The 18,601-nt window shown below is 36.0% G+C and carries 15 protein-coding genes; 2 read left to right on the top strand and 13 right to left on the bottom strand.

Features of this window, described 5'->3' with window-relative positions; genetic code table 11:
• Positions 1-33 precede the first annotated feature (33 nt).
• The 6 genes from AB3H90_RS13190 to AB3H90_RS13215 all read right to left on the bottom strand — a co-directional run bounded on the left by AB3H90_RS13190 (position 34) and on the right by AB3H90_RS13215 (position 8,137).
• Positions 34-2,391, bottom strand: coding sequence for a pLS20_p028 family conjugation system transmembrane protein (locus AB3H90_RS13190; RefSeq protein WP_368016854.1), 2,358 nt, complete (start codon positions 2,389-2,391; stop codon positions 34-36).
• Positions 2,388-5,000 carry a VirD4-like conjugal transfer protein, CD1115 family gene (locus tag AB3H90_RS13195; protein WP_005874920.1) on the bottom strand — a complete coding sequence of 871 codons (2,613 nt, stop codon included), beginning with the start codon at positions 4,998-5,000 and terminating at the stop codon, positions 2,388-2,390. Before AB3H90_RS13195 ends, AB3H90_RS13190 begins: the two co-directional genes overlap by 4 nt.
• Entirely contained in the window at positions 5,000-7,054 is a 2,055-nt protein-coding gene (locus AB3H90_RS13200) for a hypothetical protein (RefSeq protein WP_005874919.1), read from the bottom strand. The genes AB3H90_RS13195 and AB3H90_RS13200 overlap by 1 nt, the downstream gene beginning before the upstream one ends.
• A gap of 68 nt (positions 7,055-7,122) precedes the next feature.
• Positions 7,123-7,425: a TrbC/VirB2 family protein gene (locus AB3H90_RS13205; protein ID WP_002307546.1), complete on the bottom strand. Its 303-nt coding sequence runs from the start codon at positions 7,423-7,425 to the stop codon at positions 7,123-7,125.
• Positions 7,426-7,442: 17 nt separating this feature from the next.
• On the bottom strand, positions 7,443-7,685 hold the full coding sequence (locus tag AB3H90_RS13210) for a DUF5415 family protein (RefSeq protein ID WP_002307547.1): 243 nt from the start codon (positions 7,683-7,685) through the stop codon (positions 7,443-7,445).
• Complete coding sequence (locus tag AB3H90_RS13215) at positions 7,682-8,137, bottom strand: hypothetical protein (RefSeq protein WP_002300032.1); 456 nt, start codon at positions 8,135-8,137, stop codon at positions 7,682-7,684. Before AB3H90_RS13215 ends, AB3H90_RS13210 begins: the two co-directional genes overlap by 4 nt.
• 187 nt (positions 8,138-8,324) lie before the next feature.
• On the opposite strand from AB3H90_RS13215, the gene AB3H90_RS13220 reads away from it, so the two are divergent.
• Positions 8,325-8,516: a hypothetical protein gene (locus AB3H90_RS13220; protein ID WP_002300033.1), complete on the top strand. Its 192-nt coding sequence runs from the start codon at positions 8,325-8,327 to the stop codon at positions 8,514-8,516.
• Positions 8,517-8,658: 142 nt separating this feature from the next.
• Positions 8,659-10,713: a CAP domain-containing protein gene (locus AB3H90_RS13225; protein WP_368016855.1), complete on the top strand. Its 2,055-nt coding sequence runs from the start codon at positions 8,659-8,661 to the stop codon at positions 10,711-10,713.
• 35 nt (positions 10,714-10,748) lie between these two features.
• On the opposite strand, the gene AB3H90_RS13230 is transcribed toward AB3H90_RS13225, so the two are convergent.
• The 7 genes from AB3H90_RS13230 to AB3H90_RS13260 form a co-directional block, all read right to left on the bottom strand.
• On the bottom strand, positions 10,749-12,839 hold the full coding sequence (locus AB3H90_RS13230) for an isopeptide-forming domain-containing fimbrial protein (protein ID WP_368016856.1): 2,091 nt from the start codon (positions 12,837-12,839) through the stop codon (positions 10,749-10,751).
• Positions 12,836-13,096 (bottom strand): hypothetical protein, encoded by a 261-nt coding sequence (locus tag AB3H90_RS13235; RefSeq protein WP_081129506.1) that lies wholly within the window; start codon positions 13,094-13,096, stop codon positions 12,836-12,838. The genes AB3H90_RS13230 and AB3H90_RS13235 overlap by 4 nt, the downstream gene beginning before the upstream one ends.
• Positions 13,097-13,108: 12 nt before the next feature.
• Positions 13,109-13,870, bottom strand: a complete 762-nt coding sequence (locus AB3H90_RS13240; RefSeq protein WP_081123604.1) for a pilin N-terminal domain-containing protein — start codon at positions 13,868-13,870, stop codon at positions 13,109-13,111.
• Positions 13,871-13,885: 15 nt separating this feature from the next.
• Positions 13,886-14,635, bottom strand: coding sequence for a class C sortase (locus tag AB3H90_RS13245; RefSeq protein ID WP_081123603.1), 750 nt, complete (start codon positions 14,633-14,635; stop codon positions 13,886-13,888).
• Between the two features lie 14 nt (positions 14,636-14,649).
• A complete protein-coding gene (locus AB3H90_RS13250) occupies positions 14,650-16,626 on the bottom strand; it encodes a SpaA isopeptide-forming pilin-related protein (RefSeq protein WP_368016857.1) in 1,977 nt (658 codons plus the stop codon).
• A gap of 52 nt (positions 16,627-16,678) precedes the next feature.
• A complete protein-coding gene (locus AB3H90_RS13255) occupies positions 16,679-17,350 on the bottom strand; it encodes a class A sortase (RefSeq protein WP_081129161.1) in 672 nt (223 codons plus the stop codon).
• An 81-nt stretch (positions 17,351-17,431) separates the two neighbouring features.
• Positions 17,432-18,598, bottom strand: coding sequence for an EpaQ family protein (locus tag AB3H90_RS13260; RefSeq protein WP_368016858.1), 1,167 nt, complete (start codon positions 18,596-18,598; stop codon positions 17,432-17,434).
• Positions 18,599-18,601 lie beyond the last annotated feature (3 nt).

Below are 18,601 nucleotides of genomic sequence, written 5' to 3' on the forward strand. Positions count from 1 at the left end.
TTTATGAAGAAAAAAAGCCCTTAAAGAGGCCTTTTATTGCTTGATATTCTTCAATAGTTGTTCTTTCAATTCATTGTTCCTGTTTTTAGTTTCTCTTGTCACATTTATTTTTGTTGGTGCAGTAAATGCCACATTTGCTGGCTTGTAACCCGTGTGAACTTTTTGAATAGGCTGTGGTGCAGCTTCCCCTGAAACGATATTTTGAACGGAAAGATTTGCTGCCTCAGTGCTATCAGATAAATTGTAAGAAACAGTTGTCAGATTTCCATTTTCAGGCAAACGACTTGGTTTCATTTGAACAGTACCTGCAGTTGATTGGTGAACAAAGCTTTGGTCATTCTCCTTGAATTGATTCAAACGACTATCTTTCATTGGTAAATTTTGTGTCTTAGGCAAACCAATTTTCGTTGATTTTTCAGTTCCAACTTCGATTCCATTATCATTTGGCAGATCGATGGAATCCTCATCCGTTTGTACTTCTTGATTTCGTTTTGGTAAATCTGAAATACGCTTTTCATTTTCAGAATTAATGTTAGATTTATAACGATATTGTTCTGGATCTGTTTTTGGTAATTGACCATTTTGTTCTTCTGAATTTTCGTTAGAATGTAACTCATCTTGGTGATCTTTGGCTGAAGGAATCGCTGCACCTTCTTGATTTTCTTTTTCGGTTGTTGTATTAGCTTTTACTGCTGCATTGACTTGTCCTTCACCATACGCATCTTTTAGTCCTTCTTTGACTTCTGAAGCTTTTTCTTTTTGTTTTTCTAGTGCTTCGGATGGATTCTTCACAGCTTCAGCCAATTCTTTATCTCTCGTGCCGTCTAATTTCTCTTCTAAGGTGTCTTTGGCTTTTTCTGTAAGATCTTCAGCTGTTCCTTTTAACCCACGTTCATTGACGTAACCAAGACCTTCTGCGGCTTTAGAAACACCATTTTTCGCTTTCCCGAACATTTCGGAAACTGTTTTCTTACTATTAGGTACAGTTGTAGCTTTATCGTCTGATTGTTCTTCCCCGTTATCAGGGGTAACATCTTTTCGATTGCCAAATCCATTTTTACGAATATCATTTAAATTGCTTAAACCACTCTTACCAGCACTTGCAAGGTTTTTAGCACCACTACCCACATTTTTCGCAATATTTCCTAAGGCAAACATGCTAAGAAGAGAATTGCTGCCGTTTTTCAGACTCGTATCAACACCGAAAATTTTCGTAACTGATTGAGAGCCTTTGAATAGCGCAATGGTTAATACAATCAAAGCAATAACATACAAGAATCCATTGATCTTTCCTGCCCCATGCAAATCACCAATACCTGAAAGCATTAAGGTATAGATTCGTAATTCTAAAATCGTAAATGCCAATAACAGGAAGGATTGAGAAATATCTTCGATAGCACTTTTCATCCGTTGACCTGTCTCAAAGTCCGTTGACGCGGCAATCACTAAATAGAATTTTTTAAATACCAGCTCAATAATGCAAGTAACGATCGTAAATAGGATAAATAAATAGGCTACTGCCAAAGAAGATTCACCAGCTAAAATAATACCTGGTTTACTACTGTATCGACGATACCCTGAAGTATAGACATATTTTGCTAAACCTTCATCACTAATTTGAACAGGGATTTCTTTCCCATTATCGTCTAACTCTAGTCGATACTGTAATGCCTTTAACCGATCTTTTTGTACTGTACTAATATCACTTGATTCAGACATTTTCTTAGCTTGATCAGGTGTAATAATCCCATTGATATTCGCTGTTTTGAAATTTTTCGCTGTTAAAGCATTTCTTTTATCTGTTGGTAAGGATTCTACTTTATTCGGGTCAGTCGCTAGTAATGTACTGACATCAATCACATTATTTTGAATAATTTGAAAAGCAGGTGAACCCGTTTTATCTGCTTTATTTGCTGCAGTGACGTCTCCATAAAAGTTTTTACTGATATTTAACCCTTCATCGATTAAAGAACTACCACCAAAAATCAAGATCATGGCCATAAATAAATTAACCAAGATATTTTTGACTTTCGGTGGGTGTTTACTCATAAAAAATTTCAAGCCTAAATAAATTAATGTGACGACACAAAAAAGAGCCAATACCTTACTAATCAAACTTTGAAATAGTTCATTAACACCAGCGGCGTTCAATAAGTCTTTTAAATCAAAGCTTTGATAAATTGTTTTTTCTAATAAAGTATTGAGATTATATAACCCTTTGATCAATCCCCATAAAAAAGTATTACAAATCCAACTGAATACATCTTGATACTGCAGATAATTACCATAATCTTGTAAGACTTTCGTTACGGTTTTGGGATCTGCATCCCCTTCTCCGAATAAACCTGACCACCAGTCGGCTATGCCAGAGAAAATTCCTCCAATGATCATTCTTTCACCGCCTTTTCAGCTTCCAATAACAGCCGTTTCCCAATCATTTCAGAAATTTCTTCATTTTTGATCAACTTTTCAACATATTCTTGAAGACGATCCGTTGCTTGTTCTTCGTAAAATTGAATTAACAATTTTTTAGCCGTCTCATTCTCAAAAGATTGAACAATTTTATAAAACATATTTTCTTCGTTTTTTTCTTCTAATTGATCATGCAGTCCATGATAGAGATTTCTAGCATATTCATCTGGTAGGAAATAATCATAATCAATTTGTAAAGCCTTAAGATCCAAGTCCGCATGTGTACAATGTATGTCTATATCATTGATATCCCACGATGGATTGAAATCTTCAATATATTGATAAGCATAAGGAAGATTCGTTTCCCCATGATTAAAAATAGGATACGGCCGTATTTTATGACCTTTCAAATCTTGTCGTTTTAAAGGAGCGAGTACAATCGTTTCACCTTCTAAAAAAGTAGAAATTCTTTCAGGAGTTAAGATACGATCTGAATCAACATTGCGATTGATATGAGTATTCATACCTAATGAATTGATGGTACTGTTCTCTTGTTCAACCGTCTTATTCCCCACTTTTTTAGAAAATTCTTCGATGGTATTATCATCTGTCGACATAATATAAATATGTGTCTGACAATTTTCTTTGATAATCGCTGCGTTTTGTTCTCCATACTTCGCATAAAGTTGCTGATAAGATTGAATAAACAGATCCCATAACATATTACGACCTGCCGTAACCGTCATGATTCCTTCCATGTTGTCCATCGGTGGCATATTTCCAAATTCATCTAAAATAAAATGAATCCTACGGTGACATTTATCTCCTTTAGTCTTAACACATTGCGTAGATAATTCTTTATACAACTGACTAAGAAAGATGCTAACAATGATATGGTTAGATGGATCATAATCAGGCGTTAACATAAAAATAGCCATTGGTTTATCGGTATAGTGCATCCGAATAGACTCTACTAATAAGTTACTTTTCTTCTCATCTAATGTTAGAACGGCTTCTTTTTCTAGTTCTGGCAAATGAGTTTCTCCTCGTTTTTTTCGATAAACGATTTTTCCCTCTTCGTCTTTCAATACTTTTTGAGAAAACTCATACCAAGCAACATATTGTTTTCCTTGATGATTGTATTTTAAGCAAACATGATCTCCCTGCTCTAAATGACAATCAAAGTTGATTTCACAAAAACCACGATAGCCAACTTTGACTCGTTCCTCGTGAAATTTCTTTCCCTTATGATAAAATTCCACGACAATGCGTTGATTTAATAGGCTTTCATGTAATTTGAGATCCAAATACTTCGGAAAACCAATGGACTTGTAATCAATGGTCGATTGAGAAGTCATCTTCGCAATTTTCGTTAGGGTAAATGGATTCAATCCTGTAATTGCCGTAGACAAGATATTCCCTTTCGCTTTATCAGATCCAATTTTTGTTGCCCCATATTGTTTTTTTGCTATATTTCCAGGGGGTAACTGATTCATGAACTCATCTAAGGCATTGAGCTGCTTGAATTCATTCTCAGGATCTGGATAATAATTAAAACCGCCAATTTCTGAAAGTAGTTCAACGAGATTATTTGGTGTTAATTTGGAGTAATCCCCTGTTTGATCCGCTTGTTCCAATAACGCAAAAATAAGCGCATTGACAGCTTTCTGCGCATTTTCGTTAAAGTATTTATTGTCTGAAGCATTTGCATCATAATAAATCGTATTCGTAAAAGTATTGGTTAACTGTGTTGCGGTGTCTATGTCTCCTCGCTTCCAGTATTTCACAATGAGTGCCAATGGATTATCACTCATTGATTGCAGTGGATCGGTGATATTAAAGGCATACACATCATACCCTCTAGCTTCTAGTTCATCTTTACTAGCAACATATAATTCTGTTTTTGGATCATTAACAACCATTGAACTTTGTCTTTCTGCACGCGACAAATTGTCAATGGTTGCTAAAACTTCTATCTGGCCTTTCCCTGAGCGGGAAGTACCAACAATACAAGTATTTACTGTATCCGTCTGAATATACCAGTATTTTTTATAATGAGTAATTGGTATTCCGCCATAACCAGGAAAACTTCCCTTTGATTCTGGTATTTGCGGATAAATTTGTTGGATTTCCTTTAACGTTTTTAATCGGTTATCTCCTTTTTGCCCATCTGCTAGCGGACGAAACCACATGTCCATTTTCAATCCCATAAGTACAGCTGGAACAACACAAATCGTAGAAACAACTAAACGTGTGCCTAAACTTGTTGTTGGGGTCAAAGGATTCCAAAAACCAGTTGAATCAAAATGGAATAACTGCGGCATTTCTTGTAACTGAAAAATATTCACTCCTTGTAAACTTCCTGGAATAATCTCAAATCGATGAAATGCTTCTGGTATTCTTGTAACAACATAGTTTAAAGGAAGATAAGCTAAGCCACTATAAAAAATCTTTTGAGAAATACGTTTGTCATGTTTTTCTGGTAGCTCTTCTCCTGAAGGAGTATAGCGATAGAAATGAGAAAGATACCTATTCTTTTCTAAATTGAATCGTTTGTCTTTTCGTCTCGTTGTTTCTCTAATACGCATTATTTCACCTCATTTGATTCTGAACTTTCGGAAGTGTTTGAGTGTACAGTTGAATCGCTTGATCCTTCTTTAGCCTTACTAGGATCACTCTCTTTGCTATTTTCCATACTTGACTCTGCTGTTGACTGATTGGTACGATTCAATAATTCTTCCAATTGTTGTTCATACTCTTTTCTTGCTTGTTCCTGGGCTTCTTCCTTGATTGACGCCGTTGTGGCTACAGAATCTGCCTGTGAAGATTGATTGATATGATTAAAAGCAAATACTGTTCCTCCACCTAGAAGCAAGCTTAAACTTGCAATACATCCCACCATCCATCCGTTAAAGGAACGCTGTGGTGAAGGAGTTAAATTTGCTTGGTTGTTCACTGGTGTTTGAACAGCAGCTACTGGTTGAGGTTGTGCTAGATAATTCAACTGTGCTTGTCGCAATGTATCCATTTGTTCTTGACGTTCCTTACGAGCAGCTGCTTCTTTTTCCTTTTCTTGCTCTAACCGTTGTTTTTCTATCGCCACTTTTTGTTCTGCAAGATGCTGCTCACGTTTTTTTAGTTCTAATTGTTCGCGCTCTTTTTCTTCTTGTCGTTGTTTTTCTTCTTGTTCTTTCAATTCTTGTTGTTGAATTTCATACTCTTTTTTCCATTTTGGAATTTGTGCTTGTAATTCTTGCTGGATCTGCCCGTGTCTTTCCATAAGAACTTCAGTCGTTGTTTGATAAAGTTTATTCAGTTGTTCATTTAATTCTTTGCTAATCTTTAGCTTATCTGTACGTAAACCTCGGTAGAACTCTTCTTTTCGTTCTTTTATACGTTCTTTTAACAAGTTTTCTTTTTCTTTCGATAAAGCTTCTTGATTAGTTTTAGTAAAGTTATTAATTTTCTCTATACACAAGGAATACGCATTGTCGCGTTTCTTTTCGTATCGCTCTTTAATTTTTTGTACTTCTTCTTCAATCACTCGTTGTTCTTCTTTATTTAGTTCCTCTTTTGTTCTCTCCCAATTAGATGACTGTTCCGTCGCATACTCATTTATTTCTTGATCTGTTTCTTGTTGACGTTCTTCAAAAGTGGCTAATAAATCTTCTTGTGCAAGCTCATGCCAATTGGTTGATTGAACAGACTCTAACTGTTCTAAAAGTGTGCCTTTACCCTGTGAGATTAATTCTTCTTTACTCTCTAAAAATGCTTGATAGGTTTGGGGTAATTGATATTTCGAATAAAGCTCATTTAAAAATAATTTATTTTTTTCTTTCATCCATTCATGCTCTGGCGGATATTGATCCAAAATATAATCAAATACAGTTGCCTTTTGTATCTCTGTTTCGTTTTTCTCTACTTCTTCACTGATAAGTGGTTCAATATATTCCTGAGAATCCCCTTCAGTCCATGTTGGCTCTTCATTAGCTTCAACTAGATCAACTTCTACTTCGGCCGTCTCTTCATCCTCCATTGTTTCTTCAAAGGGATCTACCTCCAATTGACCCATTACATCGTTCTCTTCCTCAAATATCGATTTCTGAGTCGGAATATCAGCTTGTTCGTCAACATAGACTGTCTCTTTTTCTTTTGACTCCTTCTTTGGAAAGATTGGTCGTTCCCATGGTACTTCATCATTTACTTCGACTTCACTCACTTGACTCACTTTTCTTTGGTCGCTCTCTAACTCTTCTTCTAAAACTTGTAGCAGTTTTTCGTTTCGATAAGACTCTTCCACACTCATGGTTTCATCCGTTTCCTTAAACACATCAAGGCGGATCAAATCCATCAATGTAGGATAGAAACCTTCTGAAATTTGATAATCCAGCGGGCCAAAAACATATTCTGTACCAGCTTTCTCTATTTTTCCTTCTGTGTCATGTAACGTGAGAGTCAACTTAACAGAAGATTGACTTTCTTGTTCCAGTACTTTCCCTAATACATGTAGTTGTTCTTCCGTTTCAATGACCGAATATTTAATTGTTTTTGGTAAAAAAGAAGCCCGCTTTCCTACTTCTTTCGTTGCTTTTTTTATTAACTCTTTATCTTTTTTGGTATTTCCTGTAATCGTAAAGTACATGAGTATTCTCCTTTCATAAAAAAAGGAGTAAAAAGTAGCTATGTACTTTTTACTCCTTCATTTTGTTTTTATAATCCCTGTGGGGTTTGTCCAAACATTCCAAATAACGAAACCACAATAGAAGCGGCAGCTAAAATAATTCCTACCCCCATCAATACATATCCCACATGCATCTTTCCGTTTTCAGCACCTCTTCGTCCAAATAAGAAGAAAAGCCCCCCAATAACAATGGAAGCAACGGCCGCAACGCCGGCAAAAATCATTAAATTGTTTTTTAAGCTAGTTGCTGCAGTTTGTAATGCTCTAAAAATATCAACCGCAGCTACTACTTTCGGTTGTGTTAAAAAATTCATTGTAATTGATTCAAACATAAAATTGTTCGCTCCTTTTAGTGTTTAATAATTTCATCGAAAACAAGCTTTTCACGTTCACGTTGATAGATATATCCTTCTAAGTCCTTGTCTTTTCCCCGTAATAGGTCAAATTGTGCTTTTTCAAGGACTTCTTGTTTCCACTGTGTTTCAGATACACCGCGACGTTCTAAGATTTTAGACGCGGCTTTTTCAAATGGCGTTTTAGCTTTTGCCACTGTGATTCCTCCTTCAGGATAAATAAAAAGACTAGCAATCACTCGCTAGTCTTTTGTAACTTGTATCCAGATTTAGTACTGTATTCTTTTAATATTTCACTTTTATCTCGATGTTCTTTTTCGTTTGTTGGAATAAATTTAAACGTTTCTAAACCGTCTTTGTTATAGGGAACTATTAAGGCTGTTTTACCTATGAATAAATCTACTCCACCTGAATCGATTACCTTATATCTTTCTAATCCTTTATAGTCTTTTAGCTTCTCAACTGTTATTTGTACTTGTTCAGGATGCCAAACACTTTCGGAATATTCCCATGTTGTATCATCTATAATTTTTAAATTATGAACAAGTCCGCCTACTTCTTCTTTCCACACTGTTCCTGGTTTTAACACGCCATTATCTTGACTATCTTGCTTATTTTTTTCACTACCACATCCACCTAAAATAACAATCATGGCAATCAACGAAGTAAATACCATTATTAACTTTTTCATTCTATTCCTTCTTTCGTTGTTTTATTTTAGTATATCAAATAACGAAAGTAGCAACAAACCTCATTTTGATACACGGGGAACGGATACTCATAATTTCCCACCTTTCTATAGAAACTTTTCCTCTTGATATTGTGATTTATTACAAAAAAGAGCTATAATAAAGAAAAAATCAAGAGGGAGCATTGCAATGTACGCTGATAAAGAGAAAATCGAATGGTTACTATTTGAAACTGGCAAGACAGCATATGAAATTAGCAAACATTCTTCAGTCGCAGAATCAACAATTGCGGATTTAATAAAGAAAAAAAGTGCGATTGAAAAAATGCGATTTGATAATGCTGCCAAACTAACCAAATACGCCGAATCCATTTCTTCATAGCATATAAACAGCCATCCTTACACTCTTCATAGGGCGGCTTTTTTATTTCAAAATTCCCACGGTATACCGTTGACTACCTCGGTATACCGTGGTATATTATGAATGTAAACAAATATTTAATCATTTAATAGGAGTTGAAAACATGAAATTATTAAACCCAAAAACTGTTATAGCTATTGGAACATTTGCTGCCTCACTTAGCCTTGCTGGATCTGTTGACGCTGCTTCAACTAACGTCATGTATCGCCTTTACAATCCAAATAATCATGAACATTTTTACACCTCTAGCACAAAAGAACGTGACCATCTAGTAAAGATAAAATGGGGAAATTATGAAGGCCCCGCCTGGGAAGCACCGACTAGCGGTGGTCATCTTGTCTATCGTTTATACAATAAAGGTCTTCGTGATCACCATTACACAGCTAGTTGGGATGAAGTGAAATGGTTGACTAAAAATTACGGCTGGACTTATGAAGGGCCTGCCTGGCGTTCTGCCGAAAAAAATAATAAACCGATCTACCGCCTTTTCCTTCCTGGTGTAAAATCTGGCTCACATCACTACACTGCAAGTTGGAAAGAAGTACAATGGTTAACCAAAGACTATGGCTGGAAATACGAAGGTATCGGTTGGTATGGCGCTGACACCTCTAAACCCAAAGTGAATAAATCGGCTCTAGAAGCTCTTTATACGAGCGTTAAGGGAACGAAAAAAGGTGACTATACCGACAATACCTGGAACGCATTCCAAACCGCTTTAAAGAATGCTAATAAAGTGTTAAATGACTCAAAAGCGACTCAAAAACAAGTGGATAGTGCCAAAAATACGTTAGATTCTGCTTACAAGGGATTAAAGAAAAAAACAGCTCCTACTGTGAACAAAGCTGAGTTACAAGCCTTGTACAACCAAGTAAAATCAACTGCTAAAGGAGATTTTACAGAAGGATCTTGGAATAAATTTCAGACTGCTTTATCCAATGCTAAAAAATTACTAGACGATTCTAAGGCTTCTCAAACACAGGTAAATAATGCTAAAAATAGTCTTGATTCTGCATTTAAAGGGTTACAGCACAAACCTAAACCTTCAGAATATGCGGTAACCGTCCGTCATATGAATCGACAAACTGGAACGCTGCTAAAAGAAGAACATGTCTCAGTAAAAGCTGGTACAAGTTACACTGCAAAAGCTAAAACCGACTTGACTAACTTTGAAGCACCACAGTATCAAGTAAATGGGAATGGAACACAAACACAAACGATTAACACAAATACCACATTTACTTTTTACTATGATGAAGTCTTCCTAGTTGAAGTGAAAGCTCGTCCAAATAAAGTGTCGGATACTGATACGAATATCCAAGAGCTCTATAATTATAGTAAGAGTTATCCTGTCGTTTATGGACAAAGCATCACAATTGAAGCACCTACATTCACTAATTTTGTTCTTGACCCTAGAGAAAGCTCTAGCAACACTGTGACTTTAAACAACGTTACAAGCAATCAGGGTATTCAATTTGCATACACTCACCAATATAAAGTTACGGTGAATCATATAGATACTGATACGAACGCTGTTCTTTCTACTGACACTAAAACTGTTTATGAAGGAGATAATTTTGCTACTCCTTGGATAAATATGACTGATAAAAACTATTTCTTATGCAGAAATGACGATCAAACAGTATCAGTAGATAAAAACGGTCAACGATCAATCAATAGTGTTGATCGAAATAAAACGATCACTTTCAAATACAAAAATATTTCATTAGACGAATTACGTAACTTCATGCGGCAAAAAGAACTTGTATGGTTAAATAATTATCGTCAACAAAACGGTGTGGCTCCAATGCAATTTAACGACGTCGTACAAAAAGCCGCAGATATTCGAGCTAAAGAATTACAAGTCAGTTTCAGTCATTATCGACCTGGCGGCGGTACTTTCCAAGATCTCTTAGAAAGTTTAGGCTGTTATGGTGCTAAAGGAGAAAACATAAGCCAAACTGGTGGTTATATTGATAACCTTTTATCAGATAGTGTTGTTGATGCCATGATAGGTTGGAAAAATAGTCCTGCCCATAATGCAAACTTGCTTTACAATAATCAAAGTATTCTCGGATTAGGTCATAATTTTAAAATTTATTCTGATGGTTCATTAGGCGTAGATAATGTATTTATTAGCGCGAATCCAATCTTCAAATAAAAGAACAAGGCTGATTTTCAGCCTTGTTTTTGTATTTATTTGAGTTTCAAAACTACATAGCCTAAGGAGGCTAACGCAAGAAATACCAGACTTCCTATAACAGTTAACACTAAATGATTCGATCCAGTTTTTGGCACAATGACCTGAGGTAAGTTAGGTTCTACACCAATCGTTACTACATTAGTTTCTTTTTCAATATTTTCTACCGAAACTTTTGCTTGGTTATCGATATTAATTTCTTTATTCAAAGGAGTTCTAGCTGTAAATATCAGTTGAACCTCTCGCCCGTCTAAAAGATTGTTACTTAAGAAATCAGCGGAAGCTTCCCACTTGATTGTTCTTGAATGGCTATCATAGGTTAGTGTGCCTTCAGTAGTAATATCTTTTCCTGTACTCTTGTCTATCACTTGCGCAGAACCTTCTTTATACGTCAAACGAGATTCAATTGGATCTTGAATGCTAAATTGCTTGTAGTGATCTGACGCAGCGTCTACGCCTTTTGTGTGCCATTTTTGTGTGACTAGATATTGTACTTCAGATCCTGCATTTAATGGTTCAGTTGCTGGCCCATTATCCCCCTTATTACGTCCATTTACATCTTTTCCATTTTGTTGCACTTCTTTCACTGGAATTTTAGGGAAATAAACGGTAATGATATTTGTATCCTTTTCTACCTTATTAATGATCGACGTTCCCTGATTTTTGGCTACACTATTTTGATTTGCCAATTCATTGACTTTTACATTGATCACTAATTCGTAAGTTTCGCCGTTATACTTCATTCGATTTTTTAATGTATCAGCTTTCGCTGCATATTTTACCTGGTGTTTTGTTTTATCATAGGTCACTTCACCAGATACATCGAATTTTTTATTTGTACCACTTTCAACGTGTGCATCGACGTAATCTACTTCTTTTGGTAAATTATCGATTAACTCAAATCGATCGTAAACCGCTAGTAGATCCACGCCTAATCGATTCACCTTCTGTTTGATTCGATATTGAATCGTGTCTCCTACTTGCAACATTTTATCGTTCACGTTATTTCCGTTTTTATCAACCCCTGTTTTTTCAGGTTGATCAGGAACAACACTAAAGATTGTCGCTGAAGATAAAGTAAACCAGGTTTGAACATTAGAAGAACCAATCACAAACGTCGGATTTGCTTCAGATATTTTAAAGGACACCGTACCTTGACCAAACTTCGGATCTCCTAATTTATCATGCAAATTATTGAAATCATTATCCGCTTGTGTCAGCTTAGAGCTTCCTCCTGGGTGGCCACCTACCACGTTCAGATTGTTGTAGAAAGATTTAAATTCTGAAAGAACCGTATCTTTTCTGACATACCAATCTGTCGTATTCATTTTGTCGTAATGAGCGTATTCCCCTTTAAGCTCCGTGCTTTTTCCTGCTGCTGGATTTAAAGAATTAAAACTGATAAACGTGTCTCCTGAAAATTGAACGGGGTTACCGTCCTCATATGTGGCTACTAACTGCACATTCATTTGTGTTGAATGGTAAACAATTCCTGAGAAAAGATTGTCTGAGATCCAAAGTACTGTTCTTTTTTTAGATTTACTCATTGCACCATTCGTATTTTTATAGCCATCGTCTCGAAAATGAGTTTTTGTATAGTCGTTATCCATTAGATTCCAAGGCAACGTATCCGAATATAAATGGATATTTGATAAAATTAACTTTACATTTACTTTTTTTCCGTTGTATGTGCCGATTTTACCGTAGTCAATATTGACTTTGGTATTGGTAGTTACACCTTCTAAAACAAGGTTTGTTTCACCATATTCTTTTTGAAATGAAGGATAGCGAATATTTTTGTTTCCCTCCACTAATCCCACGTAATCGGCCGTGAAAGCTCCTTTGTTGGCATCAACATGATATTTGTAGGTTTTCGACGCTCCTTCTACTGTAATATTTGTTTTTGCACCAGGTACATCTTTTGGAATAATAAAATTATTCTTCACATTTTGAATCGGATTCGACGGATCGACAATAACTTTTTCAGCAAAAACATTCGCTGTTTTTAGCCCAAATAGTGTACCTAACATAACCATTATGGGAAAAACATATTTTAACCGTCTTGTCCATGACTGCTTGAAAATCATCCCTTCATCCCCTCTTTTTTATAAATGACTAGTGAAATTCCGACTATAACGATCAGAATGACCGTAATGAATAGTGGATTCCTAATGAGTTTTTCCATGATATCTAGCGGCATAGAAGCAGCTGGTATGTTTAAGATTCTCATTAGGTATGGTTGGTAGCTTGGCAAAATTGATAGTTGAGAAAACAATAAACCGCAGTACAAAAAGACTGCGGTTAAACAAGAAAGATTAAATAATAATAATTTGATCAGTTTCATCCTATTTCTTCCTTAATCTCTAGAAAACAAGTGAGTAACAAAATCCCAACAATTCTCAAAGAAGTTTCTCTTTACGCCAGTAGAAACGATTTTTTTCACTTCTTCTTTAGGTCGTGAAGCTTCTGATTTGGGATAGATCCACACATCCTTTAAGAATTGCCCTTTATCATCAGAAACAGGCGTTAATAGGAGAATATCTTCACTATTCGAAATGTTTTCAGGACTTGATTCATTGACAATATAATACGCTTGTTTCTGATTCGCCTGTACTTCTACTGAAAATTCAAAGACACCTGTTTGTTGATCAATGGTCTTTGTTTCTCCATTAGAAACTAGCTTCAATTGATCACTGGATAGTTTTTTCACTCGATCTTTCAATTGTGATTCAATTTGATCGGTTGAGAGATCTTTTACATCCATCTTTTGTAAAATGTCCGATACATCATAAACAGAAAACTTTGCACCATTTACTCCTTCTTGCTTTTCAAGCTTTTGACCCTGGTTGCTTAACTGTTCGGAAGAAATAATCTTTTGAACGTGAATTTTCTGTTTAATCACTTGATCATCTTCAGCCACTTTCGGTTCTTCTGAAGAATCAGTTGTTGACGAATCGACGGATTCATCGCTGCTTTGTATCGTGCTGCTATCTGACGTTTGCATCGTTTGTTCTGTGTTATCCGTGCTTTCTTGACTGTCTGCAAACGTCAACTGTGTGTAGGCAGTGAAAGAAAGAAGAGCGGCTGCACAAACAAATAGCCATTTTCTATTTTTCATGTTGGTTACCCTCCTTTATTTTTTTTTATAAACAAATAGCGAACCAATAATCATGACTGAAAGAAAAACAGTGCTTTTTAAAAGCCATTTCCAAGATAATTTTTGTTTCTTATTTTCTTCATCTTTTAATTCTGATTTTGTAAAGGTTACTCGTTTCCCATACACTAGGAAACGGTGTGTGTTGATTCCCTTAGGCGTACATGTCATTAGCGCTACTCGATCTTCATTGGGATTTGGTTCTAAGTAAGTGACAAAGTTTCTTTGTAATTCGTCTTTTTGCACTTCCTCAATCCGATCGATTTGATAAGCGTGCTGCTCACCATCAACTTTGATATAAAACTTTTCTCCTTTTTTTACTGAAGGTAAATCATCAAAAAGATTATCTTTATAAAGTCCACTATGACCTGCGATTAAAGGATTTTTACCGTTTCCTCCTGTAATATCACCAGTTCCTTCCGTAATACCTACACCATTTTCTAAAATTTTGTCGGACGTTCCATCATAAATTGGTAGTTTTAAAGAAATACTTGGAATTGTAAGAATACCAACGGGATCGCCTAACTCAATCTTAGCAACATCCAAAGAAGAATCCGTTTCTGTTGCCGTTCCTGTTCGATCAACTGCGGCAATCTGCTGATTTTGCTGGTATTTCGCTACGCTCGCCTCAGCAGGCATTAATAGTAAGACTCCTACAGCTGAAAGTAACCAAAAAGCAATAATCCACTTCCCCATGATTCGCCTTTTCTTAGGCTTCCTGATAATCATTGGTTTTGATCCTTTTAAGCTTTCTTCTTAAAGTAAACAACTGCAGAGATTGCTCCTGCGCCTAGCAACAAGCAAGAGATCAATGCATACGTTTGGAAACCTTTGCTACCGGTCATAGGTACAGAAGCTTTTTGATTATTCTTGATTGTGATACGGTTTTCTTCTTTGTATGAATCTTTGTTTACTGTGAAAGTGATCTCTTTCGTTAATTTTTGATAGTTTTCAGGCGCTTTTGTTTCTTCTAATGAATAATCACCTTCAGTCAAACCAGTAAGTTCAAAATGACCTTCTTTGTCTGATTTTAGGATCGCAGCATTTGCTACATCGTCAACCCACACAGCTTCTTTGACACCGTCTTTATCCGTATCAACTAATCCACCATAATATTTTCCTTCGGCATTTTTAGCGGCAAATTCTGCACCTTCAAGCGGTGTTGCTTTGATACCAGTTCCAAACAATCCGCTATCGACTTTTAAGAATTTTGCGCCATAAGTTACCACGTCTGCTTTTGTTTTCTCATGGTGTTCTTCCTGGTTAAATGGATTATTGTTATAGACAAAATCAACGCTATTTGTTAAAGGATTGGCAACAGCTGCGCTGTCATTTACATACATGTTATAAGTCATTTGAAGATCTTGCCCGTGTAAACTTGCGACAGTATCACTAACTTGACCATTATTCACGATAAAATCGATCACAAAGCCATTTTCTGAATTTTGAATCTTGTAATCTGTATTTTCTTTTAATACTACTGATCCATCTTTGTTTGTTACTTTGATATTTGCTTTAGCAGCAACATAAGAAAGTCCTTTACCTGCTGTGTCGCCCCATTTAAATACACTGTAAGGAGAAGTTTCACTTTTTACACCATTTACTGTAATCCCATCTGTTCCACCTGCGATATCTGTAGGGATATGAATTGTACCTTGATAATTCACTGCGTCACCAATTTGGAAAGAATGTTCTTGTCCTGTTCCATTTGTCACTGTTTTATCGATCACTGGTGCTTTATAGTTCACGTAGGAAGCTTTTAAATCACTTGTCACGCCGTCATTCGTAATTTCAAAGGTTAACTTATTGTGCGCATCGTTGCGAGCGTCTGCGCCTAATAAATATTGGTCTGCTGTTGGTTCTTGATCTGATCCAACTACAACTTCTGAAGGAACTTCCACAAAGTAGTATTTTCCTAACGTCAAATCAGTCGCAGTCAGCTTTCCTTGATCATCCGATACAAGCTCTCCTAATTTTGTTCCTTTTCCAGGTTCGCCCTTGTATAACTCAAATTTTGCCCCTTTTAAAGGTGTTTGTTTGCTTTGAGCTGTGCCATCGTCACCAAATTTCGTTAATTCAAAACTCAACTTAGAAACAATGTTCTTAGGATACAAATGAATATCTTTTAAAAATCCTGAACCTGTGTTATCAGTCATTGGTGCAATCACAACCATTGGTTTTGCTTTTTGTGTGACTAATCCTGCAGCGGATTTACTTTCATAAACCACGTACACATTTCCCTTTGAATTGACATAGGCTGGTTGATCGGCAAAAGTGATCTCACCATTTTCATCTACAGCTGAAGTAATTTTGTTGGTTGCATTTTTAACGTATTCGCTATTAGCACCTTTGTCTTCTACATCTTGTACAATCTCGTCTACTTTCGCGTTGGTTAGATCAGAATCTTCCGTTGGTAATACTTGATCCGTAATGTTTCCTAACGTAAACTCGACATCGCCATAATCTGCTTTGTTGTATTTTGTCACGCCTGTAGGGTATTGATCGTGCGTATAACCATCGTTTTTGATCCCGTCAATATCAACATTCAATTGCGTTCCTTGATCGTACATCAATTTATGAACGGTAATATTTACCTTCTCTGGTGGGGTTTTCTGCGTGACATCTTCTGCATATGCGCGATACCCTTGAAAGCAGCCTGCAATGATTCCTAACATCCCGAAAAACATTCCAGCTTTTTTTACATACCGATTGATTGCCATTTTTTTATCTCCTCATTTAAAATTTCAACGACTCTCGTTGATTAAAACCTTGTTATTGTAGCTCTCCCTGTACCACGTATCTTTCTTTCCCTTGTGACGTATAAACACAAGTAAACAACGTTAATAAGGGTTTCTCTCCTTTCTTCGGTAAAGACAAGAAAGAGTTCTCTTCAGGAACGCCATCAATTAATTTAAAGTACTCAGGTACGATAAATTTACGCGTTACCTTGTAACGATAGACGCCATCGTTACTAACTAAGTCCATCACCTCCCCTAATGACAACTTTTGAATATCTGAAAATAAAACACCTGGCATTTCCATGTTGTGTCCTGCTAGGACATAGTTTCCTTTGCCCATTTCGGCATCCTCATAAAAATAAGTAGCCGCACCAAGACTCAAAGTGTATTGATTTGCACCTTTGAAAATCGGCAATGTTAAACCAAGTGCAGGAATCTGAATTTGTGCAAAGGCTTGTTTATTGACGCCCATGTTGATTGCTTCTTTTTGTATGGACAACATTTGCCCCAAAGACAAGTCATTATTGACGTTCGCTGCATCGTCTTTATAACTCTTTGCATGTGTATTGATTTGATCTACGGGAATCTTTTTTTCGATATTTTGTTTAAACACCTCTCCTTCATGTTTTTGATAGCTAATATAGCCAAACACACTGCAAGCAGCGATTAAAGCAACTCCTAATAAACCGATCAACCATTTTTTCATTCCTCTACCTCCTTTCAGATAAAACAAAAAACACCTTTTCGAAATGAAAAAGTGTTTTTGATTATTTCTATTCTATTTACCTTAGCGGCTGGTTTTATATTGGTGTGTAGCCATCGCTACTAGTAGAAATACGATTGGTACCCAGCTGATTGTTGTTAGTGTTTCTTCCATAAATGATTGGCACATGATCGCTAAAAAAGCCCACATGAAAGTCAATTGCCCATTTGTTAGCTCTCTTTTTCTTACAACCAACCAAATAAATGCAAGAAAAAGAATGATTGATAGAACAAATCCAATCAAACCATAATGATTAATGAGTGCATGATACGTATTATGATTTCCTAAAATCTGGTTTCCTCTATGGAAAAAGAAAGGTTTCATTCCTACAAATATTTGTCCTGTTTTTTCGCCTAATGTTTCATAGAATTTGCGCCAAATTTCTTCTCGTCCTGTAAACAAGTGAATTTTATCTGACATAGCAGCAAAATAAGAAATTGGTAAAGCTAAAACTGAGACTGCCGCATACATCCAAAAGGCCAAGTGTGTATTTCGAAAAATCTTCTTAGGCAAAATTTCTAGGATAATGAAGATAATGAGTGCATATAATGCTGCTTTCGATTGGCAAACCCAAATCGTTGCCCCAGCAAGGATCAACGCTGGTAAAGATAGTAAGCGCATGTACCATTTTCCAAATGAACTAGCAAATCCTGTGATAAGAAGAGCTAATGTCATTAAAGAACTACCTATCGTATTTGTATTGATCCAAATATCTGATAATTTGTTCGATGGACTCCAAATACTTTGTCCTTCTGGTACTGGTATCTCGGTAAATACTCGATAAACCGTTATAAGTAAAAAGACATAGAATACTACAAGATACAAGCTACGATCAAATACAGTAAATTCCGTCCATTTTACAATCAAAATAATAGCAATAATTGTCGGAACGATCAGATCACCATAGAAAGTATCTCCTCGGTAGCTTCTAAAAAAAGAAAAGAAAAGGTAAAAAAGAATGCCTGCTGCAATGAAGAATAGATCGTTTCTCTTTACCTTGTACAGATTCAAAAGAAACAAACAGCCTACGAAAAACGTCACTAACTGTGCAGCATTATCATAAATAAATAATATCGTAGGAGGATTTAATCCCACCGTCCATATTAAATATAGAATGGATACTAACAGTAACAGAAAAATGGCACTCATTTTATTGATCAATTTTTCTACAAGTTCTTGAATGTGACTCACTTC

It is taken from the genome of Enterococcus sp. C63 (assembly GCF_040887215.1).
Taxonomy (GTDB): Bacteria; Bacillota; Bacilli; order Lactobacillales; family Enterococcaceae; genus Enterococcus_B; species Enterococcus_B hirae.